This is a genomic window from Streptomyces lydicus, assembly GCF_004125265.1.
GTDB classification, from domain to species: domain Bacteria; phylum Actinomycetota; class Actinomycetes; order Streptomycetales; family Streptomycetaceae; genus Streptomyces; species Streptomyces lydicus_C.
The window spans coordinates 8,511,853-8,538,684 of record NZ_RDTE01000003.1 but is presented as its reverse complement, the minus strand read 5'-3'; the positions used below and the strand labels follow the sequence as shown (position 1 = coordinate 8,538,684).

Here is a 26,832-nt window from a genome sequence, read left to right as displayed (position 1 = left end):
GCCGCGCGCCCACGCGCGATGGTGCGTATCCGCGGCTTCTGCTGCTACCTCACCGAAGGGGAGTGGACGGGTCCGGGCCGACGGGCCGGACTTCGGTGTGCGCCATCAGCCGTACGGGGTCGTGGTCGCCGTCCTGGCACTCGGCCCACTCCCAGTAGTGGGAGCCAGGTCCGGTCTGGGCGTAACCCAGGCGTGCGAGCGCCTGCCCGCGTGCGGTGAGAGTCGGCACGTGCGGGCCGGGGAGCTCCGTGGAGGGCCACTCGTCGGCGGGGACGCCGTACAGGACCACAGCGATCTCCCAGCGTGCGTCGCCGGGCGGCCGGGTCAGCTGTGCTCGGGTGAGGTGTCCGCGGGCCGTCGGCTCGGGTTCGGGGCCGGGCAGCTCGGCCTGTGGGTCGGGAACCTCGGCCTGCGGGCCGACGGGCTCGGTCTGCGGGACGGGAAATTCGGCACTCACGAGTTCTCCTCACTTCAGGCGGCATCGGTCACGGCTGACGACACCGGTGACGACCGACGACACCGACGACGCGGCGGATGACGACCGGGACTCCGATGGCGGCAGACCGCATGCGACAGGCGGCTCCGGTCTCATGGAACTCACCTCGTTCCTGTCGTCGATGCGTTGTGGGCGGGGAGCTTGCCCGCCATGCATGCGGCAAACCTTGAACCACCCGATCGGCCCCTTCCCGGTCAGCGACTGTGACCTGAGCCGTAGCCGTCGCTACGGCTACGGCTACGGCTACGGCTGTAACTGTGGACGGTGTTCCCTGCGCTTACCCAGCGCACCGGCCACGAAAGGGATTCACCCCCGCGGATCCTCCCGCCACCCCTCGCCCATGGTCCGCGAGAGCGGGCGAAGACGCAGGTGAAAGCACGTGGCGGGCATCAGGCGGGACGACCGTGCCAAGTCGCCGCCATCCCTGGTTTGGCCTCTCTCTGGATGCTTGCCTGTGTGACGTTCTGTTACCTGGGTAGGGCAGGGGGCGAGCCGGGACGGTGTTGCGGCGGCGGTCAACCTCGCGGACCGTCCCGGCCCGATAGTGCACAGAGAAAGGAACCGACCGTCATGAAGAACATCTGGGCGTACCCGGCAGACGTTGACTACCAGGGTCAGGAGCCGTTGACGGGGTTCACCGTGGAGACGCCTGACGGGACGTTGGGGCAAGTGGAGCGTCAGATGAACGAGCCGGGCAGGCAGCATCTCATCGTCGACACCAGCGTGTGGGTCTTCGGCAAGAGCCTCCTGGTTCCCGCCGGCATCGTTCGCTCCGTCGACACGGCCGCCAAAACGGTAACGGTCACCCATGCCAGGGACGAGATCAAGGCCGCCCCCCGCTTTGCCTTTGACAGCCAGACCGCCGAAGTCGGCTACCTCACCGAAGTCGGCAGGTACTACGCCGCACTCGGAGAGCCCGCCACGCTGTGAGGAAGGCGCCTGCCCGACTGAGCGCCGTACCAGGCCGCCGCCCCCTTCAGCACCCGCCGATGCCGGTGCAGACATAGGCGCAGGCACAGGCGCAGACACAGACGCAGACACACGTGCCGTCACGGCTGAGTTCCGGCCGTGGCGGCACGACGTATGCCGGCTCACGGCACGTTGGCTCGTCCCGGTCTCCCCGACGAGCGGCACCGGCAAGCCGTACGAGCGAATGCGAGCCCCTTCTCTTTGCGACCAGGGGCGCTATGCACCGATTTTCTCGGCATGCATAACCTCCTCTTCGTTTTCCGCAACGAGTGACAGGGACGTTTTCCCGGCGAGATCGCATGCGTCACGCGTCATACATTCCGCCTCGCCCCATCCTGTTCCCATTCCGTTACATATCCGGGCTCACCAAGAATCAAAGTTATTGCTCGTGAATCCGCAATGCACCTCGCCGCACCCGCCGAAATGCGGGTCAGATCCTTATGGGGAGCCATGGACGTGGGCGTACTCGGGAGCGAAGGGGACGCGCCCAGGTGCCCCCATTCGGGTGAAGCAAGCCGGTCGCGGGCACAGGGACTTACGGTCGGGAAGGGCCGCGTATCCAGGTTTTCGATACGTGATCATAGGAGAAAGTTTTTCCAAAATGTCCCCAACGGATTCCCACGCTAGCATCGAACAAAGGTTGTGCTGTCTGACCATCTCTTGTGTCGAGCGCAGGCGATAAGCGGGAACCGGTTTCCCGCTGGCGGCCCCGCCGTTTGTGCCGGCACCTCACCCACCGCTCGGTTCGCCCCCTCGGGCCTGCGCCGGAACAAGCAAAGGCGCCAGGCGCCAGGGCACTGAACGGCGGCGGCCGGAACTTCCCCAGGGAGCTCACATGGCGGGAAAGTCGTTTGAAGCGTTGCCTCCCGATCTGGCGGAATCCCCCACGGTCCGGGGCGGGGTCGCCACCCCGCCCGCCGGTGTCGAGAGGGGTCTCGCCGCGGTACTGGCTGACGTCGTGCGCGCCGCCCAGGTGTCGGTCGACAGCCACTTCTTCGACGAACTGGGCGCCGACTCGATGGTGATGGCACAGTTCTGCGCCCGGGTCAGGAAGCATGCGGACCTGCCCTCGGTATCGATGAAGGACGTCTACCGGAACCCGACGATCCGGAGCCTGGCGACGGCGCTCGCGGCCTCCGCGCCCGCATCCCCCACGGCCCCCACGGCCGCCGCCCCCGGTGCCCGCACGGCCCCCGCTGCCCGCACCGGGTCGCCGGCTCCCCCGCCGGTGACGGTGCCTCCGACCGGCACGCCGCGCTACGTCCTGTGCGGAGCGCTGCAGCTGCTGGCCTTCCTCGGGTACTCCTACCTCGTCGCCTACGTCGCCGCCCGCGGCTACGCGTGGATCTCCGCCGGGTCCGGCGTGTTCGACGCGTACCTGCGCGCGGTGCTGTTCGGCGCGGCGAGCTTTGTGAGTCTGTCCGTCCTTCCGATCCTGCTGAAGTGGATACTCATCGGCCGGTGGAAACCCCGTCAGATCCGTGTCTGGAGCCTGGCGTATGTCCGCTTCTGGATGGTCAAGACGCTGATCCGTTCCGATCCCCTGGTCCTGTTCGCCGGGTCGCCGCTCTATGCGCTGTATCTCAAGGCGCTGGGGGCGAAGATCGGGCGACGCGTCGTGATCTTCTCCAGGAACGTTCCCGTGTGCACGGACCTGCTCGCGGTGGGCGATGGCGCACTGATCCGCAAGGACTCGTTCTTCAACGGCTATCGGGCCCAGGCCGGCCTGATCCAGACCGGCACGGTCACCCTGGGGAAGGACGCGGTCATCAGTGAGGCCACCGTGCTCGACATCGACACCTCGCTGGGCGACGCCGCCCAGCTCGGCCACGCCTCCTCGCTGCACAGTGGGCAGGCAGTACCCGACGGCGAGCACTGGCACGGGTCACCGGCGCAGCCGACCGATGCCGACTACCAGGTGGTGGGCGCGGCCGACTGCGGTGCCGCGAGAAGGCTGTTCCACAGCGTCCTGCAACTGCTGACGGTGCTGCTGGTGTACCTGCCACTGGCGATCGGTGCCGTGGGCATCCTGCTCGCCGCGGCCCCGCAACTCGCCGCGGCCCTGGAGCCGGGGCCCTCGGCCCTGACGGACTGGACGTTCTACGGTGACGTCCTGGCGTTCTCGCTCGTCGTCTTCTTCGGTGCCCTCCCCCTCGGTCTCCTCCTGCTGGCGACGGTTCCGCGCCTGCTGAACCGGACCATCACACCGGGCAGGGTCTATCCCCTGTACGGCTTCCACTACGGGGTGCACCGGGCGATCACTTTCCTGACCAACAGGAGGTCGCTGATGCGTCTGTTCGGCGACAGCTCCTGCATCGTCCACTACCTGCGGTGCCTGGGGTACGACCTGTCACGGATCGAGCAGACCGGATCGAACTTCGGCACGGAGGTGAAGCACGAGACCCCGTACCTGAGTTCCGTCGGCAGCGGCACGATGGTCGCCGACGGGCTGTCCATCAACAACGCGGACTTCTCGAGTACCTCGTTCCGTGTCTCCCGGACCTCGATCGGAGCGCACAACTTCCTCGGGAACCGGATCGCCTACCCCACGCGGGGCAGGACGGGTGACAACTGTCTGCTCGCGACGAAGGTCATGGTCCCCGTCGACGGCGAGGTCCGGGAGGGTGTCGGGCTGCTGGGCTCGCCCAGCTTCGAGATTCCGCGGTCGGTCCAGCGCGACAGCAGCTTCGACGGGCTGAAGAGCGAGGAGCAGCTGCGGCGGCGGCTGCCCGCCAAGAACCGGCACAATGCCGCCACCATGGCGTGGTACCTGGTGGTCCGGTGGCTCTACTTCTTCCTGGTCACGCTGCTCTTCTCGGCCGCCGCCGACCTCTACGCCCCGTTCGGTGCGGCGGCGGTCGCGCTGGCCAACGTGCTCGTCGTGCTGTTCACCGCCGTGTACTACGTGCTGGTCGAACGTGCCGTCACGGCCTGCCATCCCACGGACCCGTTGTTCTGCTCGATCTACGACCTCCGTTTCTGGCGGCGTGAGCGCTACTGGAAGGTGCCGTCGGAGACATACCTGCGGATGTTCGACGGGACCCCGTTCAAGAGCCTGATCTGGCGGATTCTGGGGGTCCGGATCGGCAGCAGGGTCTTCGACGACGGCTGTTATCTGACCGAGCGGACGATGGTCACCATCGGCGACGGCTGCACGCTCAACACGGGGAGCGTCGTCCAGTGCCACTCGCAGGAGGACGGCACCTTCAAGTCCGACCGCAGCACGCTCGGTTCCGGCTGCACACTCGGCGTCGGCGCCTTCGTGCACTACGGCGTGGCAATCGGCGACGGTGCGGTGCTCGCGCCCGACTCGTTCCTCATGAAGGGCGAAGTCCTCCCGCACCACGCGTGGTGGGGAGGAAATCCGGCCCGGCAGCTCCGCCGGGGCGACGGCGGGGAATGGAGGTAGCTCCGATGGCAACGCCTCTGACGCACGACATGGATCTCCGGCGCGATGAGCCCGCCGCCGGCGGGTGCGCCGCACTCCTGCGATGGACCCGCACGCCGGTTCCGGGCACCGCGGCACACGAGTCGGTGATACCCGAATACCTGCTGCCGGCGCTGGAACGGCTGGCACAGGAGTGGGGCGTCACACCGCACTCGGTGCTGTTGGCCGCGCACGCCAAGGTTCTGGGCGCGCTGTCCGGTGAGCAGACGGTCGCGACCGGTTATGTCGCCGTGGCGGGCGGCGCTCCGTTGCCCTGCCGGCTGTCGACCGCGGCCGCGTCGTGGCGGACGCTGGTGCACGACACGTATCAGGTCGCGTCCCAGCTGCCGGTGCGCGAGGGCACTTTGGCCCACGGCACCGGGGGAACGCCGGACCGGTCCGTGCCGCTGCCCGAGACGGTGTTCGATCCGACCGGAGGCGACGGGGGCGGCGGAACGTCCGAAGGCGCCGCGCTGCGGGTGGCGGTGGTGTGCCGGGGCGGCCGGCGCCTGCTGCGGCTGCACTACCGGACCGATGTGCTCGACGAGGCGTGTGCCGCCAGGATCGCCGGCTACCACCTCACCGCGCTCGCGCTGATCGCCGCCGATCCGGATGCGGCGCACCATCGGCAGAGCCTGCTGTCCGCCGAGGAACTGCACCTCCAGCTCGAAGGGCTCGCCGGGCCGCGGCGGGCACTGCCGGACCACCGGTTCCACGAGCTGTTCGAGCAGCGGGCGCGGGCGCATCCGGACACCGTCGCGGCCGTGCACGGCACCCGGCGATGGACCTACCAGGAGCTCAACGCCCGCGCCAACCGGCTGGCCCACACGCTGCTGGCACGAGGACTGCGCCGGGAGGACGTGGTCGCGGTGGTGACCGAACGCAACCTGGACTGGCTGACCGCCGTCCTCGCGGTCTTCAAGGCCGGGGGCGCGTACCTGCCCATCGAGCCGCGCTTCCCCGCCGACCGCATGGCCGCCATGCTTTCCCGCGCCTCGTGCGGGCTGGTGCTGACCGAACCCGGCGGCACGGCTCCCCTCGACCGGGCCCTGGCGTCGTTGCCCGGGATTCAGCGGCTCTTCATCGACGCGGCGTGCGAGGAGAGCGGCGACGACAGCGATCCCGGCGTCCCCGTCGCCCCGGACGACCTCGCCTACGTCATTTTCACCTCCGGTTCCACCGGCGAGCCCAAGGGCGCGATGTGTGAGCACGAGGGGATGCTCAACCATCTGTACGCCAAGATCGACGACTTGGGGATCGCCGAGGGACAGGTCGTCGCCCAGACCGCGCCGCAGTGCTTCGACATCTCCGTGTGGCAACTGCTCTCCGCGCTGCTGGCCGGCGGTCGGACCCTGCTGGTCGAGCAGGAGGCCGTCCTGGACGTCCGGCGGTACCTCGACACGATCGTGGGCGGCGGGGTCAACGTGCTCCAGGTGGTGCCGTCCTACCTCGATGTCGTCCTGTCCTTCCTGGAGGAGCACCCCCGTGAACTCCCCTCCCTGCGCTGCGTGTCGGTGACCGGCGAGGCCCTGAAGAAGGAGCTCGTCCAGCGCTGGTTCGCGGCCGCGCCCCGGATCGGTCTGGTCAATGCCTACGGTCTGACCGAAACCTGCGACGACACCAATCACGAGGTCATGGACCGGGTGCCGGACGGCGAGCGGATCCCGCTCGGCCGCCCCGTCGGCAATGTGCACGTCTACCTCGTCGACGAGTACCTGTCGCCGGTGCCGCTCGGCGCCCCCGGTGAGATCGTCTTCTCCGGAGTCTGCGTCGGCCGCGGGTACGTCAACGATCCCGAGCGCACCCGCCTGGCGTTCACGGCGGATCCCCACCGCGCGGGCAGTCGGCTCTACCGGTCCGGCGACTACGGCCGGTGGTCGCCGGAGGGAAAACTGGAGTTCCTCGGCCGCCAGGACGCCCAGGTCAAGATCCGCGGCTTCCGGATCGAGCTGGGCGAGATCGAGAACGCCCTGCTCGGGGTGCCCGGAATCCGCGACGGCGCCGTCGTGGTCGCACCGCGGGGCGGCCCGGCTCAGCGGCTGGTGGCCTTCTACCGCGGTCCGTGCCCGCTGGCCCCGGCCGCACTCCAGGAGCAGCTGAGCCGGTCCCTGCCCGCGTACATGGTTCCCTCGTCCTTCCACTGGCGCGAGAGCCTTCCGCTGACGCCCAACGGAAAGACCGACAAGAAGGCGCTGTCGGCACTCGCCGAGGAGGCCGGCACCGAAGAGGAAGGCGGCACCACCGAGGAAAGTGGCCCCCGGGACGGCGGTCTCCCGCCCGCCACACCGGCCGAAGAGCGGCTTGCGGCCGCATGGGCCAAGGCGCTGGGCATCCCGGAGCACCGGATCGGAGGCCGGGACAACTTCTTCGACCTCGGCGGCACCTCGCTGTCGGCCGTACGCGTCGCGATCTGCCTGGATCGCGTGGTCTCCCCCAAGGACCTCCTGCGGCACCCGGTCCTCGCCGACCTGGCCCGGCTGGTCGAGAACCGTTCCACGGCCGGTTCCGAGCCGCCGCGGGCGCCGGCGGAGTCCGGGCGAAGCAACGCGCTCCGGGGCCACACCACGAAGCCGGGCCGCGCCACGGGCCCGGACACCGGCCGGCTGCCCGCCGACGCAGAGCGAAAGGACACCACGATGGCACCCACAATCCCGACCTCGCTGCCGGACCTGGAGTCGGTACCCGGCCGGACTCCGATGCTGCGGCTCGACACCACTGCCGACGCGGCGAGCTGGGCGGCCGAACACCGGGACGCGGTGCGCGCCGCGGTCCTCGAACACGGTGCCGTACTCGTCCGCGGCCTGGAGCTCCGCCACGCGGCCGAGGTCGGCGCGGTCGTCCAGCGGCTGGGCCTCGCTCCGGTGACGGAGAAGGAGTCCTTCGCCCCCCGGAAGACCTACTCCGAGGGCGTCTACTCCTCCTCCAAGTGGCCGCCGAACCAGCCGATGTGCATGCACCACGAGTTGAGCTACCGGCTCGAATTCCCCGGCCTGATGCTGTTCGCCTGTCTCGGCGCACCCACCGAGGGCGGGGCGACCGGGGTCGCGGACTCCACCGCGGTGCTCGACGCACTGCCGCCCGAGCTGACCGAGCGGTTCGAGCGGGAGGGCTGGCTGCTCACCCGCAGCTACCACGACGAGATCGGGGCCTCCTTGCCGGAGGCGTTCGGCACCGACGACCGGAGCGTCATCGAGAGTTACTGCCGCGCCCACGCGATCGAGTACGCGTGGCAGCCCGACGGCGGACTGCGCACACGGCAGCGCCGCAGCGCCGTGGTGCGCCATCCGGTCAGCGGGAAACGCTGCTGGTTCAACCAGATCGCGTTCCTCAACGAGTGGACGATGGCCCCCGAGGTCCGCGAATACCTGCTCGACGAGTACGGCACCGACGGGCTGCCGTTCAACACCCGCTACGGCAACGGCGACCCCCTCACCGAGGACACCGTCCAGTTGCTCAACAAGGTCTACGAGGCGCACACCGTGCGCCGGCCCTGGCAGGCCGGTGACCTGCTCCTCGTCGACAACGTCCGTACCGCGCACAGCAGGGAGCCCTTCGAGGGGCCGCGAGAGGTGGTGGTGGCGATGGCCGATCCGCTGCGCCTGGCCGACTGCTCGCCGACCGTCGAGGTGACCACCTCGTGAACACCATCCGCCCCAGTGCAACGGAGTCCGCCATGACGAAACCGCCGCTCACCGTGCCCCCGTTCGCCGTGATCTCTGGAGGGCAGGTCCAGACCGCCCTGCAAGGGCGGGAGAAGCACCTCGTGGAGGTGGTCGAGGAGACCTACCGGCTGCACGGCGCCGGTGCCTCGGTGAACCCTCCGTCCTGCTTCCTCCGGTTCCCCGACCGCCGGTCCTCGCGGATGATCGCGCTGCCCGCCTCGATCGGCGGAGAGGCGCAGGTGGACGGGCTGAAGTGGATCTCCAGCTTCCCGGAGAACGTGGCCTCCGACATTCCCAGGGCCTCCGCCGTGCTGATCCTCAACGACCCCGCCACCGGCTACCCGTTCGCCTGCCTGGAGAGCTCGATCATCAGCGCCACCAGAACCGCAGCGTCGGCAGCGTCGGCGGCCGACTGGCTCAGCCGCGGCCGCCCGCGCCCACTGCGCGTCGGATTCTTCGGGACGGGCCTGATCGCCCGCTACATCCATACCTTCCTGGAAGGCACCGGCTGGTCGTTCGACGAGATCGGCGTGCACGACCTGTCCGCCGACAGCGCCGCCGGCTTCCGCCTGTACCTGGAGCAGACCGGTACGGCCGGCCGGATCACCGTGCACGACAACGCCCAGGAACTGATCCGCCTCAGCGATCTGGTGGTCTTCGCCACCGTCGCCGGCCGGCCGCACGTCCACGACCCCTCGTGGTTCGCCCACAACCCGGTGGTCCTGCACGTGTCGCTGCGCGACCTCGCACCGCAGATCCTGCTGGCCTCGACCAATATCGTCGACGACGTCGAGCACTGTCTCACCGCCGACACCTCCCCGCATCTGGCCGAACAGCTCACGGGCAACCGGGACTTCCTGCACGGCACGCTGGACGACGTGATGAACGGGCGGGTGACGGTGCCGGCGGACCGGCCCGCGGTCTTCTCACCGTTCGGCCTCGGCGTGCTCGATCTCGCGGTCGGCAAGTACGTCTACGACGAGGTGGTCCGCTCCGGCCGGCTGCAGGTCGTCGACAACTTCTTCCATGAACTGCGCCGGTACGGATGAGACCGGTACCGGCGCAATGAGGAGTCCGCCCTAGTCGGATGGACATCCGAAGGTGCTCTGCCTCCAGAGGAGGGACCCATCATGCCAGTCATATCTGTTCCCTACGCCTTCAACGAGGAAGAACTCTATGTCGACCTCCAGGCGATCTTCGGGCAGTCCCTGTTCCTCAAGTGCGAGGGCCTCAACTTCGCCGGCTCGATCAAGCTGAAGGCGGCGACCGAGATGGTGGAGGCGGCCGAGCGGAAGGGCGCCCTGACTCCCGAATCGGTCCTGGTCGAGTCCTCGTCCGGAAACCTCGGCGTGGCACTGAGCATGATCGCGGCGAGCAAGGGCTACCGGTTCCTGTGCGTGACGGACTCCCGCTGCAACCTGTCGACCAGGCTGATGATGGAGGCCTTGGGCAGCCAGGTGCACGTCATCGCCGCCGACGAGTCCGGCAACGGCTTCCTCGGCGCACGGCTCGACTACGTCCGCGACCTGTGCGCCTCCGACGACCGCTGGGTGTGGCTCAGCCAGTACACCAATCCGGGTAACTGGCAGGCGCACTACCGCACGACGGCACCGGCGATCGCCCGCTGGTTCCCGCATCTGGACGTACTGTTCATCGGGGCGGGCACGACCGGAACCCTGATGGGCTGTGCGCGCTACTTCCGGCAGTGGCACCGGCCGGTGCAGATCGTCGCGGTGGACAGTGTCGGTTCGGTGACCTTCGGCGGTGCACCGGGACGCCGTATGATCCCCGGTCTGGGCATGAGCGTCCCTCCCCCGCTGCTCGACGAGTCCTTCGTGGACGAGGCGGTACGCGTGGCGGAGGCGGACACCGTCCGTGCCTGCCACCAACTGGCCCGACACGGTTTCCTCTTCGGCGGCTCGACCGGCACGGTCGTCAGCGGCGCGATGGACTGGCTGTCCCGGCACGACACGCACGGGCTCACCGCGGTGGCCATCGCCCCGGACCTCGGCGAGCGCTACCTCGACACCATCTACCAGGCCAACTGGGTACAGGACCTGTACGGCGAGGACATGCTCGGCTCCGACGGTGCCTCCGGCGAAGCCGCCCCGGCCGACTACCGGAAGTTCCGCCCCGCACCGCCGAGGCGCGGAGAGGACCCGTATCCGCGTCCCCAGCGCAAGGAGCAGGCGGGCGACATCTAGATCCGGGCGCCCGCACTGCGGATGGGCCCGGTCCCGTGCGCTCCGGAAGCCGGCCCCGGTAGCCGGCTTCCGATCCGGCCGGCCGGTACAGCCCGGCCGGCCGGATCGCGCCGTTCATCAGGACCGGACCGGCATCGGACCGGCACGCACGGAGCGGCACGGAGCGGCACGGAGCGGCACCCAGACCAAAAGCTAAGTGGTTGCCTTAAGTCGCGCCACCCCGTACCCTGAAGCTAACGCAAAGGAATCGCGTTAGCTTCTTTTGTGACGCCGCCTCACCACTACACCGACCAACCCGCCGACCCGCCGACCCGCCGACCCGCCGACCGCACGCACGCGCCAAGGACCTGCCATGACATCTGTCGAACTCACCGCCGGAGAAGTCGCCCGATGGGCGCTTCATGCCGGACTCCCGCTGCCGGACGAGCGGCATACCGACGTGGCCGCCACCGCGAACCACATCCACAGCGTCATCCGCACCCTGCGCGAGCTGGACTTCGGGGAGACGCCGCCCGCCGCCACCTACATCGTCGAGGGGGAGACGGCCAATGGAGCTCTATGAGCTGACACTTGCCGATGCGGCCGCTGCCGTGGAGGAGGGAAGCGCGTCCCCGGTGGAGCTGACCGAGTCCGTACTCGCGCGGATCGACGCCGTGGAAGAGCGCTTGCAGGCCTATGTCACCCTGGCCGGCGAGACGGCGCGCAACTCGGCCGTGCGAGCGGAACGCGAGATCGCAGGGGGCGGGTATCGCGGCCCCTTGCACGGCATACCCTTCGGGCTGAAGGACATGATCGACGCTGCCGGGATGCCGACCACGGCCAGCTCCCGGGTCAGGGCGGACCACGTCGCGCGGGCGGACAGCGCCGTGGCCGGGCGCCTGTCCACAGCGGGCGGGGTCCTGATCGGGAAGACGCATACCCATGAATTCGCTTACGGGCTGACGACACCTCAGACGCGCAATGCCTGGGACCAGGAGCGGATTGCGGGCGGTTCGAGCGGTGGTTCGGCGGTCGCCGTGGCAGCGGGGACCGCCACCTTTGCCCTGGGGACGGACACCGGCGGTTCGATCCGCGTGCCCGCGGCGCTGAACGGGCTGGTCGGCCTCAAACCGACCTACGGCCTCCTCCCCCGTGACGGTGTGGTCGCCTTGTCCTGGTCGCTGGACCACGTCGGCCCCCTCACCCGCACCGTGCGGGACGCTGCGCTCGTACTGTCCGCGCTGGTGGACCATGCTCCTCGGAATCCGGCGAGTCCGCGCTCGGCACCGTCCGCCTACCCGCTGCCCCCGGGGGACGGCGACCTGACGGGCCTGCGTGTCGGCGTGCCGGTCAACTACTACTTCGACCGCGTGACCCCCGAAGTCGAAGCCGCCGTACGCGAGGCCCACACACAGCTGGCGGACATGGGGGCAGAACTCGTCGAGGTCGAGATCCCGATGACGCGTTACGTCCAGGCGACCCAGTGGGGTCTGATGGTCCCCGAGGCGACCGCCTCTCACGAGCGTACGCTGCGGTCGGTACCCGAGCTGTACGCGCCGGACGTGCGGGTTCTCCTGGAAGCCGGCGAGCTGGTCTCGGCAGGCGACTACCTGCGGGCCCAGCGCTCCCGCACCCTCATGCGCGAGGCCTGGGTGAGCCTGTTCGACCGGATCGACGTACTCGCGGCGCCCACCGTGCCGATGACCGCCACGAAAACGGACCAGCCCTCCGTCTCCTGGCCGGACGGCACCACGGAAAGCGTCTCCGATGCCTATGTCCGCCTCAGCGCCCCGGCGAACATCACCGGACTGCCGTCCCTGAGCCTGCCGGTCGGCCGTGATCATGCGGGCCTGCCCATCGGCATGCAGCTGATAGGCCGGCCCCTGGGTGAAGCGACGGTGCTGCGCACCGGCCACGCGTACGAGACCGCCCATCCATGGCTGAGGCCGCCGGCATGAGCGTGCGCCGTGGCCGTCGTGGCGGGTCGGCGCGCCGTTGCCCGTGCGTGATCACCAACGGGCCGGGCCGGCGTTACTGTTCCCGGTGTCAGGCGTGACATGGCGAGGAGAGCCGCTGATGGAGTTCCTGGTCGACATGGTGACCACCGTTCCGGAGGGCACGTCCGAGGAGGCCGTGGCGGAGATCCGGGCCAGGGAGGCGGTACGGTCGCGGGAATTGGCCACGCAGGGAAGCCTGCTGCGACTGTGGCGGCCGCCGCTCGCCCCTGGTGAATGGCGCACCTGGGGCCTTTTCCGCGCGGACGACGCGGAGCGGTTGGAGCAGGTGCTCGCGTCGATGCCCCTGCGGGCGTGGCGGCACGACACGGTGACGCCGCTGTCCCCGCACCCGAATGACCCGGGCCGTTGAGCAGCAGCCACCACGGCTCCGGAACGGCGGCCTCGGTTGTGTCTCTGCGGCGGCGGGCGAACAGGCAGGGCATCGTCATCGCCCTCGACCCGCGAGGACTCGCCGCCTCTCGTCCCTCCGTCCCGGCCCGGTCTTCGCAGCCTGCCGCCGTGCCGCCCCCACAGGGGAACCCTGATGAACAGCACACAAGGCAGCGAGGTCGTCCTGCGCGACGTGCTCGACCGGTGGAAGGCGGCAGTCGACGCGCATGAACCACAGCGGGTCGCCTCCCACTTCACCGGGGACGCGATCTTCCAAGGTCTGCACCCCTACAGCGTCGGCCGGCAGGGCATCACCGAGTACTACGATACCCAGCCCCTCGGGATGACCGCCGAGTACCGGATTCTCGAGACCAGGCGGCCGGCCGACGACCTCGTACTCGGCTATCTGAGCGTGGACTTCTCGTTCACCGACAGGCCCACGATCGCCGTGAACCTCACCGTGCTGCTACAGCAAACGGAGCACGACTGGTACATCAGCCACTATCACGTCTCCCACCGCGATTAGTTCGTCGGGGCGGCATCGCGGCTGCCCCGACGGTCATGGCTGTCATGCCGGAGCATGTGCGAATGCCGCGCGGATCTCCGCGCAGAAGGCGTCGGCCACTTCGAGCATCGGGAAGTGGCCGCCGCGCTCGGCCACGCTCCAGCAGCGCTGGTCGCGGTAGCGTTCCTCGACCCATGAGCGGGGCAGCTTCTGAAGGTCACATGGGAAGACGGTCACGGCCGCCGGCACCGTCACGGATGTGTTCACGTCGGACACGCCGAGACCGCGGAAGCTCTCCCAGTACAGCCGGGCCGCGGATGCACCGGTGCGGGTGAACCAGTACAGCGAGACGTCGTCGAGGATGCGGTCCCGGGACACCGCCTCCTCGGGGTTGGTCTCCGAGTCGGAGAATTCGAAGAACTTCTCCGCGATCCAGGCGAGTTGGGCGGTAGGCGAGTCGACGAGAGCGTACCCGAGGGTCTGCGGGCGGGCGGACTGCTGGAGCGTAGCCGCGCCCTGACCGCCCGAACTCGGCGTACTCCTCGAGCCGGCGCTTCTCGGTCGGCGTGAGCGTGTTGTCGTCGAATCCGTCGGGGCGCGGTGCCCAGGGCACGGTGGTGTGCGTCATGGTGACTCGCTCGGGGTGACGCACGGCGATCGTGAGGGTGACCATGGCGCCCCAGTCGCCGCCCTGAACGAGGAACCGGCCGTAACCGAGCCGGCAGCCCGCAGGCGCCCGGGGCGCGAAAGGCCACGGGGCGGCGCCGGGAGGAGTCTGCCGTGCGCCTCCTCTGGCCGGGTGAAGTCGGCAAGGAACCGTGTCCGGGCCGGCGCCGGTGCCGTTTGTGAAAGCGTGATCTCCACTCGACGCATGTATGCAGCACTCGTCCTGACCGCCGGCGCCTCGGGCCTTGCGGTGTCGTCCGCCTCGGCCGCGCCCGCGGCCCCGTCCGCCCCGCCGACCGCGCAGGGAATCTCCGTGCTCAGCGCACTCGACAGCCTCGGTGTCGCGCCCGTGCCCGCCAAATACCAGGGCCAGATGCCCACGGTCACCGGGCAGCTCACCGGCCTTCAGCACCTCCATGACCTCGGCCAGCTGCATCAGGTGACCGACATGGCCGCCCCGGTAGCGGGCCTGCTGCCCGTCGTGGCATAGCCCGGTTCCGTATGGTTCGCGGCCGAGGCGGGAAGGGGCCGAGGCCGCGATCCACCGGGCAGGTCGAGGGAGCAGAGGGAGCAGCAGGATGGCGGGGCGAACGTAGGGAGCATCGCCGCCTCTCCGGCACCGCACCGTAGCTGGTTCAATGGTCGCCGAGGTGAGAGACATGGTGTCGACCGACCGGCTGCTTGCGTTCGCGGCGATGTCGTTGCTGGTGATTGCGATCCCGGGGCCGAGCGTGCTCTTCGTGATCGGCCGGGCTCTGGCGCACGGCCGCCGCACAGCACTGGCGACGGTACTGGGCAATGTGCTGGGCTCGTATCTGCTGGTGGCCGCGGTGGCGCTCGGCCTTGGCTCGTTGGTCGAACAGTCCGCCGCTGTCTTCGTCGCCGTGAAACTGGCCGGCGCGGCCTACCTCTTCTTCCTCGGAGTCCAGGCGTTCCGGCACCGTAAGGAGATGAAGATGGGCGCCGCGGATGTGCCCGCTCAGCCCGCCCGCGGTGATCTGCGTACGATCGCCGACGGCATCCTGGTCGGCGTCACCAACCCGAAGGGCATCGTGTTCTTCGCCGCCGTGCTCCCCCAGTTCGTGGACCACGCGGCGGGCGGGCTGCCCGCCCAGATGCTCGTGCTGGGCCTGGTACCGATCAGCATCGGCCTGATCACGGACACGGTGTGGGGGCTCACGGCCTCGGCGGCCCGCGCCTGGTTCGCGCGTTCCGAACGCCGGCTGTCGATGATCGGTGGCGCGGGCGGCTTCGCCATGATCGGTCTGGGCGTGACGGTGGCGGCCACCGGCCGCGCGGACTGACCGCACCCGGCCGGACCCGGCCGGACCCGGCCGGTCGCCGCTCACTGTCGCTTCGGGACGTCACCGCTGCGCACGGTGCACCCGGGCGAGCAGCAGAACCGTGTCGTCGGCCGGGGAACTCGGCAGGAGGCGGGCGAGAATGCGGTCCGCCGTGTCTTCCAACGAGGCGGAGATCCGGCCCAGTTCCGTGCGGAGGGTGTCCAGGCCCTCGTCGATGTCATGGCCTCGGGACTCGATGAGGCCGTCGGTGTAGAGCGCGAGGGTGGCGGCGTCGGGCAGCTCGATCTCCGTCGTCCGGAAGGGACAGCCGCCGACGCCGAGCGGCACTCCGAGCACGTCGTCGATGAGCTGGATCCGGCCGTCGGGGTGGCGGACGAGGGGCGGAGGGTGGCCGGCGCTGGCGATCCGGGTGCCTCCGGTAGCGGGGTCATAGCGGATGTAGAGGCAGGTGGCGAGCTCGATGCCGGCCTCTTCGGCGCACTGGTCGAGTTCGGTGAGCAGCCCGTCCGGTTCCTGGTCGTGCCGGGCCAGCGCCTTGGCGGCGATCCGCAGCCTGCCCATCGCCGCGGCGGCCGACACTCCGTGTCCCATGACGTCACCGACGACCAGGGCAACGCGGCCGCCGGGCAGGGGAATCACGTCGTACCAGTCACCGCCGACCTCGGTGACGCGGCTGCCCGGCAGGTAGCGGTGAGCGATGTGCAGGTACGGGCCGGGCGCCAAAGCGGCAGGGAGCAGCGCCCGTTGGAGAGTGAGCGCGATGTTTCTCTCCCGGTTGTACAGCCGGGCGTTGTCCAGGCTCAGCGCCGCCCGTGAGGCGAGCTCGCCGGCCAGGCTGAGATCCTGTTCGGTGAAGGCCGGTCTGGCCGCCGACCGGCCGAAGACCGCGATCCCCTGGACCGTTCCCCGGGCGATGAGCGGAGCGAGGAGGAGGCAGGCCAGACCGCTGTCGGCCAGCAGCCGGGCGCGGGTTTCGTCCAGCATGGTGCGGACCATGAACTCCTGGTTCACCGCTACGCACAGGGGACGGCCGGTCCGCAGCATCTGGTGGATGGCGGAGCCCGGCGGGTAGTGCACGACGTCCACCCCGCTCACCAGTTCCGTCGCGGGCGGGGGAAGGACGGTGCCGTGGGCGATGCGGTGGGTTTCCACCGGCAGGGCGGGGTCGAACGCCGCATGCTCGTCCCCCCACTCCACGAGCTCCACGACGGCCGCGTCACAGAAGTCCGGGACCGCGGCTTCGACCAGTTCCTGGGCCGTGACCTGCACGTCCAGGGTGGTGCCGATCCGGGCGGTGGCGCGGTTCAGCAGTGCCAGCCGCTGACGGGTGGCACTTGCCTCCACGATGGCCTGCTCGCGGTCGGTCACGTCCACCAGCAGGCCGCCCACTCCCTGGTGGGTGCCCACGGCCTGGGTGAGCGGGAAGAAGCTCACCGACAGGACCTTGTCCCGGTCCGGGTGGCCGCGGGTGCGCATCCCCACCCGCACGCCCGTGACGGGTTTGCCCTCGGCGGCGACGGCGCGCAGCATGCGTTCGTACTCACCGCCGTCCGAGGTGATCACGATCTCGGCGAGGCGCCGTCCGAGGTGTTCCTCGATGGGGAGTCCGTTCATGTCGGCGAGCGCCTGGTTGACGTGGAGGTAGCGCAGTTCCGCGTCGAACATGGCCAGGCCTATGGGGCAGGTCTCGAAGAGGGCGTCGAGGAAGGCGAGATTGGTCTTCACCCGGTCCAGCTCGTCGCCGCGGCTCGCCAGCGCCATGATCACCGAGCGTCCCGCGGTGCCGGTGACCGGGAAGACGCGGAACCCGCAGTCGAGAACCGTGCCGTCCTGGTGCACGGCGTGCAGTCGGCCACGCCAGTACCCCAGGGTCCGGCCGCGCTCCGCCATACGGGCGCAGGCATCGGGCCCTCCCCCGGGCGGCCCGGGGAGAAGGAGGGCGCCGGGCTTCGTCAGCGCCTGGGACGCGTGATAGCCGAAGAGATCCCGGGCGCCCGGGCCCCAGTAGCAGATCCGGTTGTCGTCGTCGATGCCGAACACGGCGACGGCCACATGCTCCAGCAGCGAACCGGGCTCGGACCAGAGCGGACCACGAGCTCTCGCGTCGCTCGGCCGATCTGCTGGCACCGGCTTTCCCTTCCACCCGCCGCGCACGGTGGCGGTCCGCCCGCCGGACGGAGAGCGGCTCTCTTCATTCTGCGCTTGTCGCTCTGGCGCGGACACTCCGGTGGGCGGGCAGGGACTGGGGAGACTCCGTGCCGGTGGACCGGGTCAGCGGTTGAAGGCGACGGATGCCGCAAGGTCCTTTTGGGTTTCGATTGTGGTGAGGCGTTCGGCGAGTGCGTGTGAAGGGCTTCGTAGGCTTCGGAACCAAGAGTGAGGCGCAGGGGTGGGTTCGGGTCCCGGGTGGTGTCGTAGACGGCGGCGGCGAGCTTGGCCGGGTTGCCGGTGAGGGCGCTGTCGTCGGCGGTCTCCAGGTAGCGCCGGGTCCCGTCGACGGTGTTGTCACGGTAGGCGGCCGTTTCGGTGGTGAAGCGAAAGCCGGAGACGATGGTGGCATCGGAGCGAGCAGGAGGACCTCGATCCGGTCGCGGATCTGCTCGACGGTCATCTCCTCTGCGGCGCCCAGGACCGCGTATCCGGCGTTGTTGACCACGATGTCCACCGGCCCGGACCGGAGAGTCCTGCCGACCGCCTTGTCGCAATCGGCCGGCGGGTGACGTCGAGGATCTCGACGGTCAGCCGGTCGCCGTACGTCTCGCGCAGGTCTTGCAGGGCTACGGGGCGGCGGACCGTGGCTGTGACGCGGTCGCCGTGCTGGAGGGCGTGCTCGGTGAGGTGGCGGCCCAGGCCGCCGGAGGCTGGGGTGATGAACCAGTGGCGTACGGCCATGTCGGAGAAAGAGTCGGCATGAGAGTCCTCTGGAGTAGAGTTTTACCGGAATCCGTTCCGCTTACAGTTAAACGGAACGGATTCCGGAATGCCGTCGGAGACAGGCACCGGAGGAACCCGCATGCCCGCCACCCCCCGCCGGACCAGGAGCGATGCGGTACAGAACCGAGCACGCCTGCTGGAGGTCGCCGCGCAAGTCTTCGCCGAGCAGGGGCTGGACACCGCGCCGGCCGCTATCGCCAAGCAGGCGGGTGTCGGTGTCGGCACGCTCTACCGGCACTTCCCGACCCGGGAAACCCTCGTCGACGCGGCCTACCGGCACCAGCTCACCCTGGTGTGCGGGAAGGCACCCGACCTCCTCACCCGGCACCCGGCCGCCGAGGCCACCCAGGTGTGGATGGAACACTTCCTCGACTACGCCACGACCAAGAGCGGTATGTCCGCGGCGCTCAACGCGGTCATCGCCTCCGGCGTCGACCCCTACGCCGACAGCCGCGCACTCCTTACCGACGCCGTCGCCACCCTCCTCAAGGCCGGCGCCCGGGACGGCAGCTTGCGAACCGACGTCACCTCCGACGACGTCCTCCTTCTCCTGGGCGGCGTCGCTTGTTCCGCGCAGCACAGCACCAGAGAGCAGGCCCGTCGGCTCATCGCCCTCCTCATGGACGCGCTGACCGCGCACTCGCCTGCAGACTGAACCCAAGCTCCCGGACCAGCGCATCGAGCGCACGCACAAGTACGGCACACCCCCATTCGTCGAGCTGCCCCGCCGGTACTCGTTCCGGACACAACGGTGCGCAGCAAGATCTGGGTGCACCGAACCGCCTCAAAAATCCTGCTGTCAGGACCTCTGAGAGCTGCCGGTTTCCGTCGACGGGGAGCGCCGCGGTCCCGGGACCGACGGTGGCAGGGCGAGCTCGGCGACGGCTCCGCCGTCCGGCGCGTTGGAGAAGCGCAGCGTGGCGCCGAGGACACGGGCCTGTCCCATGGCGATGGTCAGCCCGAGGCCGTGGCCGGTCTTCCGGCCGCTCCCTGACCGGCTCCGGAAGCGCTGGGGGCCGTGGTCGAGGAGGTGGCCGGGGTAGCCGTCCCCGTGGTCCCGAATGGTGATGACGCGGCCGTCGACGGTCAGGAGGACCGGCGGGCGGCCGTGCCCGTGGGCGTTGGAGACGAGGTTGCCCAGCACGCGCTGGAGCCTGCGCTGGTCGGTCTCCACCCGGGTGTCCCGCTCGGTACGGACCTCGGCCCGCAGCCCGGTGGCCAGCACCGCACGCTCGGCCAGCGGCCCCAGTTGATGCACCTCGATATCGGCCCGCTCCACCTCCGCGTCGAGGCGGGAGATCTCCAGCAGGTCCTCGGTCAGCCGGCTCATGGCCCGGATCCGGTCCCGCACCAGCTCGGCCGGGCGGCCGGGGGGCAGCAGCTCCGCCGCGATCCGCAGGCCGGCCAGCGGCGTGCGCAGCTCATGGGCCACATCGGCGGTGAAGCGCTGCTCGCTGTGCAGCTTGGTCTGCAGTGTGGCGGCCATCGCGTCCAGTGCAGCCGCCACGGCGGCGGTCTCGTCCTGGGCGAAGGGGGCGCACAGGACGCGGGGGTCGTCCACCCGCGCGTCGAGATCGCCGGTGCTGATTCTGCGGGCCACCTGTGCGGTGTGGTGCAAGCGACGGGTGATACGGGAGACACCGAACAGTCCGACGGCGAGAGTGAGGGCGATCGCGAAAGCCGAGGAGCCGACGATGGTCCGGTCCAGTCCACGGATCGCGGCGGCGCGCCTGCTGTAGTCGAGATGGACGGCCAGCGCCTTGCCGTCGGCGGGGGTGACGGCCCACATCGCCGGGCGGCCCTGGTGGTCGGCGAGTTGTGTCCCGCGCTCGCCCCGCAGTGCCATGGCGCGGAGCGGGGCGGGGAGGTCAGCGGGGTCCACCGCGGCGTCGCGGCCGAGGGGTTCCCCGGCGACGTACGCCGCCGCGACGGAGTCCAGCTGCGACAGCGCCGCGCTGCGGGCCTGGCTTTCCGCCTGCCGGCCGACCAGGACGTGCACCAGGACCCCGACGACCGTCGTGAGGACACAGCACATGACGATGACGAAGGCGGCGAACTTCCCGTGGAGCGTCATCGTCCAGGCGGGTAGGCGCAGCCGTTTCCAGGCGGGCAGGCGCAGCCGCGTCCGGGGCCGGCCGGCGCTCACGGTGTGCGCTCCGGGGCGGGGGTGGCGGAGTGCGCCTGGTCGAATTCCATCGACCGCAGGGCCATGGTCCGCGTCCGCGAGTCCCATGCGTAGACCGTGCGGGTGTCATAGCCGGGCGTGCCGGTCGGCTCCCGCAGGATCAGATCGCCGTTCGCGATCTCCACCGACAGCGGTGTCGCGCCGGCGTCCATGATCCGGGTGACCTGTCCGTGGTCGAGCGTGAAGACCCACAGTGCCAGGGAGTGGTCCGGCGCCTCGATGCCGACGATGAGTTCGTCCCTGCCGTCCCCCGTCAGATCCCGGTACCGGGGCTTTCGCACCGGGCAGCGCGCCGGCTCCGCGGCGCAGGCATGGATCTTCCTGGTGGTGGCGGAGTCGAACTGCGGCCCGCCGTCGAGCGCGGAGCCCGCGGCGGTCTGTGCCTTGACGACGGTGAACAGGTTCGCCTTGCGGATGTCCCCGGACCTCACGGGCGGCACGCCGGGAACGGCCGCGGGAAGGTTCTCCCCCCTTCCGCGCTCGGGCTGTGGCGCGGGCTTCCGCTCGGGCCACAGCCGCACCGGGGCGGAGGCGGCCGAGGTGGGCCCGGCGCTCAGCGGCTCCCCGCTCTGCGTACAACTGCTCAACAGCAGGGCCAGGCCCGTCGCTGCAAGAGCGGACGACGCCACCCTCAGCCCGGGAGGCGGCAAGGAACGGTGAAGAGGCACATCTTTTCCCGTCGTGGTGCACGCTGAGCCTCCTGGATCATAAGACGCGTGACGCACTGCCGGGACGGGTGCGACCGGGGACCGTTCGGCGGTGGGCCGGAGGGGTCTGGCGGGCCGGAGGGGCCCGGTGGGCCGCTGGGGCTCGTGCGTCCCGTGGGGCCGGGACGCGGAACCGGGCGCGGTGCCCGGCTGCCGGCTGCCCCGCCTCCGCGGACTCAGCCGGCCGGCACCGTGGCACCGACCCGCTTGTCCATGGGGCCCGACCAGGTGCGGCGCGGAGGGCGGCCGACGAACTTCCCGAAGAGCAGCGCCGCGGCAGTGGCCGCGAGCACACCGGGCACCATCTCGTAGATGCCCGACCGGAGCGGCCCGAGCAGCGGGTCGATCTGCTTCCACATGACGACGGTGACCGCCCCCGTCACGATGCCGGCCATCGCCCCGGCCCGTGTCATGCGCGGCCAGTACAGCGACAGCAGGATGACCGGGCCGAAGGCGGCGCCGAAACCCGCCCAGGCGTAGGCGACGATGTCCAGTACGGCGCCGCCGCTGAGTGCGATGACGTAGGCCACCAGCGCCACGACCACGACCGTCACCCGGGCCGCCAGCACCATCGACGCGTCCGAGGCCCGCCGCTTGACGAAGGCCCGGTAGAAGTCCTCGGTGAGGGCCATCGCCGAGACCAACAGCTGGCTGTCCGCGGTGGACTTGATCGCGGCGAGCACGGCGACCAGCAGGATGCCCGCGACCCACGGATTGACCAACTGGGCACAGAGCTCGATGAAGACGGTCTCCGGGTTGTCCAGCGGCTGGTTGAGGGCGGCGATCCCGACCAGCCCGACGAGCGAGGCACCCGCCAGACAGACGACCACCCAGCCCACACCGATACGGCGGGCCAACGGGATGTCACGGGTGCTGCGGATGCTCATGAAGCGGGCCAGGATGTGCGGCTGGCCGAAATAGCCCAGCCCCCAGGCGAGCAGGGAGATGACGGCCACCACACCGAGCGGCTCACGGGACGTCCAGCGGGCGCCGTCGAAATGGGCCTTGGCTCCCATGTCCAGCAGGGCCGGCGTCTTGTCGGCGAGCAGCCTGTGCATCGCGCCGATTCCCCCGAGCAGCGCGATACCGATCACCGGGAGCGCAACGGCCGCGCCGAACATCACCGTGGCCTGCACCGAGTGCGTCACACTCACCGCGCGGAAGCCGCCCAGCACGGTGTAGACGACGATCACCACGGCGAAGACGGTGAGCGCGAATTCGAAGCCGCCGCCGAAGATTTCCTCGAACAGCACTCCCCCGGCCAAGAGGCCGCCGGCCACGTAGACGGTGAAGAACACGACGATGACGGTTGCCGAGACCAGGCGCAGCATCCTGCTGCCGTCCTCGAAGCGCTCCTCCAGGTACGCCGACAGTGTTTTGGCGTCGCCGGCCAGCTCGGTGTAGGTACGCAAACGCGGTGCGACCAGACGCCAGTTGAGATACGTACCGACGGCCAGGCCGACGGCAATCCACGAGGCGCCGATCCCGGCCGCGTACACCGCGCCGGGCAGCCCCAGGAACAGCCAGCCGGACATATCGCTGGCCCCCGCGGACAGGGCCGCCAGCGGTGCACTCAACCGGCGCCCGCCCAGGGCGAAGTCGGAGAACGTCAACGTGTCCTGGTACGTCCAGATACCCACGGTCACCATGGCGAGCAGGAATATTCCAAATACGATCATGACCGGTACGATCAGGGGTGTCACCACTGCTCCTCGGTGCAGGCACTGCCAGGTATCGCGGGCCCGTAGGGGATCCCACACGGAGCTTCCGGACGGGAAGGCTCCGGCGCGAGCCGACAATACGGAGCAGCCATCGGCAGCGGCACCCCTTGGGACGGATGTCCCTTGCAATCAAAGGCCGCACAGACGTGAGACGGCCCGGACCCCGGGGCCATACCCGGGTGCGCTTCCCCACAACACGCCAAACCCGTCAGGCACCCGTGAACTCTGCGTTCCGGACCAACGGGGCAGCGGGAAGCCGCAGAAAGAAAGAGCCCACAGGGTGGTTTGGCGCGGTGCCGAAGAGGCTCAACTCCCCCCGCATAAGCCTTCCTTGAAGAATCACCAAGGCATGTTATGAGAGCAAATCGCGCCGCATATCCGGTACGGCAAGCAGCAGGAAAAAGCGACCGGGGTGCCCCGACTCCGAAGATCCCGGAAGGGGTGCGCACCATAGCGGCACCCCACGACCCGACGATCGCACATATATCCGTAATTGCGAAGTTCGTACAGCGAATAATTCCGGCCTAACGCCGGCAAACGGTTGGTTGCGGGTGGCGGGCCTCGACCACACGATCAGATTTCCGCGTGTCGCTCGGCCGGTGCCGGCCACCTGACACGCCCGTCGTCGAGGAGGTCCTGTGATGAACGACCAGACGAGTCTCACCCCGGATGCGGCACGGCAACTGGCGACCACCACCAAGACCAGCCCGCAGATGCGCGGCATCACGCCGCGTTATCTGCTCCGCGCCCTGCCCTGGGTGGATGTCGAATCGGGTGTCTTCCGTGTCAACCGCCGCCGCACCTACGTCCTCGGCGACGACCGCATCAGCACCCACAACGACGGTGGTTCGCCCCGCATCATCCCGGGCGACCTGCGGGAACTTCCGTACCTGCGGGACGCCGACGATGCGCTGCTCTCCGAACTGGCGGGCTCCTTCACGGAAGTCACCTTCGAGGCCGGAGAAATGCTGGCCCAGGACGGTGAGGCGCACGACAAGCTGTGGGTCATCGCCCAGGGGCGTGCCGAGAAGCGGGTCAGCGGCCGCTACGGCGAGGACGCCGTACTCGAAGTGATCGGTGACGGCCAGTTCTTCGATCTCGATGCCTGGACCCGCTCCGAGCCGCTTCCGTACCGCGTACGGGCGCTCACCCCCGGCGTGGCTCTGTGCGTCGAACGCAGCGTGCTCACCGGGCTGTGCGAACGCGACACGGCGGTACGGGGAGCGATGGATGCCTACCTCTCGGCGGACGGCGTCCTGCCGGGCGCCGAGGTACCGGTCGATCTCAGCGCCGGGCACGTCGGCGAACCGGAACTCCCCATGACGTTCGTCGACTACGAGGACACACCCCGCGAGTACCACATGACGCTCGCCCAGACCGTGTTGCGCGTCCATACCCGGGTGTCCGACCTCTACAACGGGCCCATCGACCAGACCCGTGCCCAGTCCAACCTCACCGTGCACGCCCTGCGTGAGCGGCAGGAGGCCTCGCTGCTCAACCACCCGGAATTCGGCCTCTTCAACAATGTGGCCCCCGGACAGCGGGTGCAGGCGCGCACCGGCTCCCCGACCCCCGACGACCTGGACGAACTGCTGACCAGGGTCTGGAAGCAGCCCGGCTACTTCCTCGCCCACCCCAGGGCCATCGCCGCATTCGGCCGGGAATGTACGCGCCGGGGTGTGCCCCCGGTCATCGACAACCGTTTCGGCAGTCCGCTGCTGAGCTGGCGCGGGGTCCCGCTGCTCCCCTCCGACAAGGTGCGGTTCTCCGGCAGTGCCGGCATCGGCACCACCGAGATCCTGCTGATGCGCACCGGTGAGGCGGAGCAGGGCGTGGTGGGCCTGCGTCCCGCGAAGGTCGAGGACGAGGTGGAACCCGGCCTGTCGATGCGGAACATGGGCGTCGACCAGAAGGGCGTCACGTCGTACCTGATGACGGCCTACTTCAACACCGCGGTGCTGGTGGAGGATGCGCTCGCCGTGCTGCAGAACGTCGAGGTCTCCAACTACCATGACTATTCCTGACGTTACCGGGGGCCGGTGGCCGCACACGGCTCCCCCCGCGAACCCGCCGACCGGCGACCCGACATCCCCCGATCCCGCCGATCCTGCCGCGGCACTTACTGCGGCACTGGCCACGGCACTGGCGGCAGCATCGGCCATGAGCACGGCCACGAACGCGGCCGCGAACGCGCCCGCGGAGCCGGTCACCGCCGCCCAGGCCGCCGCCGGCCCGGTCACCGCCGATCCGGTCACCGCTGCTCAGGCCACCGCCGGCCCGGTCAGCGTTGAGCCTGCTGCCCACGCCCGGCCCGACGACCGCCCTATACACCCCACCACCCAGCCCCTGCAAGCCGCCGTCACCCAGCCCGTACCACCCAGCGGCCTCCCCGGCCAACAGGCCGCGTTCTCACCCGAGATGGCGCGCCGGGACTTCCCGATCCTGCACCGGACCGTGAACGGGCACCCCTTGGTCTGGCTGGACAACGGGGCCACCACACAGAAGCCCCGCCAGGTCATCGAGACCCTGGCCGGCTTCTACGGATCCGCCAACTCCAACATCCACCGTGGTGCGCACACCATGGCCCGGGAAGCCACCGAGGCCTACGAAGCGGGCCGGGCGGCGGTCGCCCGGTTCCTGGGCGCACCCTCTCCGGACGACATCGTCTTCGTACGCGGCACCACCGAGGCGATCAACCTCGTCGCCCAGAGCTGGGGACGGGCCAACCTCGGCCCCGGGGACGACATTCTGGTGCCCGTACTGGAGCACCACTCGAATATCGTTCCCTGGCAGCTGGTCGCCAAGGAGACCCGTGCCCGGGTGGTACCCGTACCACTGCGGCCGGACGGCCAGATCGATTTCCACGCGTACGCCGACCTGCTCTCCATGCGCACCCGGCTCGTCGCGGTCAGTCAGGCGTCGAATGTGCTCGGCACCGTACCGCCGGTGCGCGAGATGACCGCACTCGCCCACCGCTACGGCGCCAAGGTACTGGTGGACGGGGCGCAGGCGGTGGCCCACTTCCCTGTCGATGTGCAGGACCTGGACGCCGACTTCTATGTGTTCTCCGGGCACAAGCTGTTCGCCCCGACGGGCATCGGCGCCCTGTACGCGAAGCCGGAGATCCTGCGGAACATGGCGCCGTGGCAGGGCGGCGGCAACATGATCGAGTCGGTCAGCTTCGACCGCACCGCCTACGCCCCCGTACCGCACCTCCTGGAGGCCGGAACCGGGCACATCTCCGGCGTGGTCGGTCTGCTGTCCGCGCTGAACTGGCTGACCTCCTTCGACCGGGACGCCATCGCCGCCTACGAGACCTCGCTGATGGCGTACGCGCAGCAGGCCCTGGCCACGGTCCCCGGCCTTGAGGTGCTGGGCTCCGCGCCCGACAGAATCGCGGTCCTGACCTTCACCCTCGCCGGCCACGACCCGTCCACGATCGCCGCGTGGCTGGACCGCGACGGCATCGCCATCCGCGCCGGCCACCACTGCGCCCAACCGGCGCTGGCCCACTACGGCCTGGAGAGCGCGGCGCGCGCCTCACTCGCCCTCTACAACACATCCGAGGAGGTGGACAAGCTGGTGGCATCACTGCACCGCTTGCAGCAGACCGCCTGACCCCGCTGTCCGTACGGGTTGCCGACCGTCCTGCAGTCGGCAACCCGTACGGCAACGCCGACACCGAG

Annotated in this window: 21 protein-coding genes and 1 pseudogene; 15 read left to right on the top strand and 7 right to left on the bottom strand. The window is 69.8% G+C overall.

All coding sequences use genetic code 11. From position 1 onward, the window contains the following. Positions 1-49: 49 nt before the first annotated feature. Positions 50-457: a DUF6303 family protein gene (locus D9V36_RS40165; protein WP_129298101.1), complete on the bottom strand. Its 408-nt coding sequence runs from the start codon at positions 455-457 to the stop codon at positions 50-52. Between the two features lie 609 nt (positions 458-1,066). Here D9V36_RS40165 and D9V36_RS40160 point away from each other — a divergent pair. The 10 genes and pseudogenes from D9V36_RS40160 to D9V36_RS40115 all read left to right on the top strand — a co-directional run bounded on the left by D9V36_RS40160 (position 1,067) and on the right by D9V36_RS40115 (position 13,650). After that, positions 1,067-1,426: a PRC-barrel domain containing protein gene (locus D9V36_RS40160; RefSeq protein WP_129298100.1), complete on the top strand. Its 360-nt coding sequence runs from the start codon at positions 1,067-1,069 to the stop codon at positions 1,424-1,426. A gap of 874 nt (positions 1,427-2,300) precedes the next feature. Continuing rightward, positions 2,301-4,874, top strand: coding sequence for a Pls/PosA family non-ribosomal peptide synthetase (locus D9V36_RS40155; protein WP_129298099.1), 2,574 nt, complete (start codon positions 2,301-2,303; stop codon positions 4,872-4,874). Continuing rightward, positions 4,865-7,363 (top strand): annotated as a pseudogene (locus D9V36_RS42465) (non-ribosomal peptide synthetase); the annotation flags it as partial. The gene D9V36_RS40155 and the pseudogene D9V36_RS42465, both read left to right, overlap by 10 nt. 165 nt (positions 7,364-7,528) lie before the next feature. Beyond that, positions 7,529-8,533, top strand: a complete 1,005-nt coding sequence (locus D9V36_RS43195; RefSeq protein WP_206739882.1) for a TauD/TfdA family dioxygenase — start codon at positions 7,529-7,531, stop codon at positions 8,531-8,533. 32 nt (positions 8,534-8,565) lie between these two features. After that, positions 8,566-9,603 carry a 2,3-diaminopropionate biosynthesis protein SbnB gene (sbnB, locus tag D9V36_RS40140; protein ID WP_129298098.1) on the top strand — a complete coding sequence of 346 codons (1,038 nt, stop codon included), beginning with the start codon at positions 8,566-8,568 and terminating at the stop codon, positions 9,601-9,603. Positions 9,604-9,684: 81 nt separating this feature from the next. Beyond that, on the top strand, positions 9,685-10,758 hold the full coding sequence (gene sbnA / locus D9V36_RS40135; protein WP_129298097.1) for a 2,3-diaminopropionate biosynthesis protein SbnA: 1,074 nt from the start codon (positions 9,685-9,687) through the stop codon (positions 10,756-10,758). Positions 10,759-11,110: 352 nt separating this feature from the next. Then, positions 11,111-11,320, top strand: a complete 210-nt coding sequence (locus D9V36_RS40130) for a hypothetical protein (protein WP_129298096.1) — start codon at positions 11,111-11,113, stop codon at positions 11,318-11,320. Next, entirely contained in the window at positions 11,307-12,695 is a 1,389-nt protein-coding gene (locus D9V36_RS40125) for an amidase (protein WP_129298095.1), read from the top strand. The genes D9V36_RS40130 and D9V36_RS40125 overlap by 14 nt, the downstream gene beginning before the upstream one ends. A 118-nt stretch (positions 12,696-12,813) precedes the next feature. Further along, the gene (locus tag D9V36_RS40120) at positions 12,814-13,104 is read left to right on the top strand and encodes a muconolactone Delta-isomerase family protein (protein ID WP_129298094.1); all 291 of its coding nucleotides are present in this window, start codon (positions 12,814-12,816) and stop codon (positions 13,102-13,104) included. Positions 13,105-13,278: 174 nt separating this feature from the next. After that, complete coding sequence (locus D9V36_RS40115; protein WP_129298093.1) at positions 13,279-13,650, top strand: SgcJ/EcaC family oxidoreductase; 372 nt, start codon at positions 13,279-13,281, stop codon at positions 13,648-13,650. Positions 13,651-13,692: 42 nt separating this feature from the next. Here D9V36_RS40115 and D9V36_RS40110 read toward each other — a convergent pair whose 3' ends face one another. Then, positions 13,693-14,007 carry a hypothetical protein gene (locus D9V36_RS40110; protein ID WP_129298092.1) on the bottom strand — a complete coding sequence of 105 codons (315 nt, stop codon included), beginning with the start codon at positions 14,005-14,007 and terminating at the stop codon, positions 13,693-13,695. A gap of 493 nt (positions 14,008-14,500) precedes the next feature. Here D9V36_RS40110 and D9V36_RS40105 point away from each other — a divergent pair, with 493 nt between their 5' ends. Together D9V36_RS40105 and D9V36_RS40100 are read left to right on the top strand one after the other, a co-directional pair. After that, complete coding sequence (locus D9V36_RS40105) at positions 14,501-14,785, top strand: hypothetical protein (protein ID WP_241721249.1); 285 nt, start codon at positions 14,501-14,503, stop codon at positions 14,783-14,785. 169 nt (positions 14,786-14,954) lie between these two features. Then, positions 14,955-15,599, top strand: coding sequence for a LysE family translocator (locus tag D9V36_RS40100; protein ID WP_129298090.1), 645 nt, complete (start codon positions 14,955-14,957; stop codon positions 15,597-15,599). A gap of 60 nt (positions 15,600-15,659) precedes the next feature. Here the strand turns inward: D9V36_RS40100 and D9V36_RS40095 are convergent, their stop codons facing one another. Together D9V36_RS40095 and D9V36_RS41585 are read right to left on the bottom strand one after the other, a co-directional pair. Further along, the gene (locus D9V36_RS40095; protein WP_129298089.1) at positions 15,660-17,726 is read right to left on the bottom strand and encodes a SpoIIE family protein phosphatase; all 2,067 of its coding nucleotides are present in this window, start codon (positions 17,724-17,726) and stop codon (positions 15,660-15,662) included. Positions 17,727-18,206: 480 nt separating this feature from the next. Beyond that, positions 18,207-18,491 carry a hypothetical protein gene (locus D9V36_RS41585; protein WP_206739792.1) on the bottom strand — a complete coding sequence of 95 codons (285 nt, stop codon included), beginning with the start codon at positions 18,489-18,491 and terminating at the stop codon, positions 18,207-18,209. Positions 18,492-18,612: 121 nt separating this feature from the next. On the opposite strand from D9V36_RS41585, the gene D9V36_RS40085 reads away from it, so the two are divergent. After that, entirely contained in the window at positions 18,613-19,188 is a 576-nt protein-coding gene (locus tag D9V36_RS40085; protein ID WP_129298088.1) for a TetR/AcrR family transcriptional regulator, read from the top strand. Positions 19,189-19,332: 144 nt separating this feature from the next. On the opposite strand, the gene D9V36_RS40080 is transcribed toward D9V36_RS40085, so the two are convergent. From D9V36_RS40080 to putP, 3 genes are all read right to left on the bottom strand, one after another. Then, the gene (locus tag D9V36_RS40080; protein WP_431357737.1) at positions 19,333-20,679 is read right to left on the bottom strand and encodes an ATP-binding protein; all 1,347 of its coding nucleotides are present in this window, start codon (positions 20,677-20,679) and stop codon (positions 19,333-19,335) included. Next, positions 20,676-21,149: a hypothetical protein gene (locus D9V36_RS40075; RefSeq protein WP_241721248.1), complete on the bottom strand. Its 474-nt coding sequence runs from the start codon at positions 21,147-21,149 to the stop codon at positions 20,676-20,678. The genes D9V36_RS40080 and D9V36_RS40075 overlap by 4 nt, the downstream gene beginning before the upstream one ends. 452 nt (positions 21,150-21,601) lie before the next feature. Continuing rightward, entirely contained in the window at positions 21,602-23,104 is a 1,503-nt protein-coding gene (putP, locus tag D9V36_RS40070; RefSeq protein WP_164993127.1) for a sodium/proline symporter PutP, read from the bottom strand. A 683-nt stretch (positions 23,105-23,787) separates the two neighbouring features. Here putP and D9V36_RS40065 point away from each other — a divergent pair. Next, on the top strand, positions 23,788-25,170 hold the full coding sequence (locus tag D9V36_RS40065; RefSeq protein ID WP_129298086.1) for a family 2B encapsulin nanocompartment shell protein: 1,383 nt from the start codon (positions 23,788-23,790) through the stop codon (positions 25,168-25,170). A gap of 136 nt (positions 25,171-25,306) precedes the next feature. Beyond that, positions 25,307-26,764 (top strand): cysteine desulfurase, encoded by a 1,458-nt coding sequence (locus D9V36_RS40060; protein ID WP_241721247.1) that lies wholly within the window; start codon positions 25,307-25,309, stop codon positions 26,762-26,764. Positions 26,765-26,832: the final 68 nt, after the last annotated feature.

Excerpts from the sequence above, each read along its gene's own strand:
- D9V36_RS40060 (WP_241721247.1), top strand. The coding sequence starts at position 25,307 with ATGAGCACGGCCACGAACGCGGCCGCGAACGCGCCCGCGGAGCCGGTC.
- D9V36_RS40120 (WP_129298094.1), top strand. The coding sequence starts at position 12,814 with ATGGAGTTCCTGGTCGACATGGTGACCACCGTTCCGGAGGGCACGTCC.
- D9V36_RS40085 (WP_129298088.1), top strand. The coding sequence starts at position 18,613 with ATGCCCGCCACCCCCCGCCGGACCAGGAGCGATGCGGTACAGAACCGA.
- sbnB (WP_129298098.1), top strand. The coding sequence starts at position 8,566 with ATGACGAAACCGCCGCTCACCGTGCCCCCGTTCGCCGTGATCTCTGGA.
- D9V36_RS43195 (WP_206739882.1), top strand. The coding sequence starts at position 7,529 with ATGGCACCCACAATCCCGACCTCGCTGCCGGACCTGGAGTCGGTACCC.
- D9V36_RS40130 (WP_129298096.1), top strand. The coding sequence starts at position 11,111 with ATGACATCTGTCGAACTCACCGCCGGAGAAGTCGCCCGATGGGCGCTT.
- D9V36_RS40105 (WP_241721249.1), top strand. The coding sequence starts at position 14,501 with ATGTATGCAGCACTCGTCCTGACCGCCGGCGCCTCGGGCCTTGCGGTG.
- D9V36_RS40115 (WP_129298093.1), top strand. The coding sequence starts at position 13,279 with ATGAACAGCACACAAGGCAGCGAGGTCGTCCTGCGCGACGTGCTCGAC.
- D9V36_RS41585 (WP_206739792.1), bottom strand. The coding sequence starts at position 18,491 with ATGGCCGTACGCCACTGGTTCATCACCCCAGCCTCCGGCGGCCTGGGC.
- D9V36_RS40065 (WP_129298086.1), top strand. The coding sequence starts at position 23,788 with ATGAACGACCAGACGAGTCTCACCCCGGATGCGGCACGGCAACTGGCG.
- D9V36_RS40100 (WP_129298090.1), top strand. The coding sequence starts at position 14,955 with ATGGTGTCGACCGACCGGCTGCTTGCGTTCGCGGCGATGTCGTTGCTG.
- sbnA (WP_129298097.1), top strand. The coding sequence starts at position 9,685 with ATGCCAGTCATATCTGTTCCCTACGCCTTCAACGAGGAAGAACTCTAT.
- D9V36_RS40155 (WP_129298099.1), top strand. The coding sequence starts at position 2,301 with ATGGCGGGAAAGTCGTTTGAAGCGTTGCCTCCCGATCTGGCGGAATCC.
- D9V36_RS40160 (WP_129298100.1), top strand. The coding sequence starts at position 1,067 with ATGAAGAACATCTGGGCGTACCCGGCAGACGTTGACTACCAGGGTCAG.
- putP (WP_164993127.1), bottom strand. The coding sequence starts at position 23,104 with ATGATCGTATTTGGAATATTCCTGCTCGCCATGGTGACCGTGGGTATC.
- D9V36_RS40125 (WP_129298095.1), top strand. The coding sequence starts at position 11,307 with ATGGAGCTCTATGAGCTGACACTTGCCGATGCGGCCGCTGCCGTGGAG.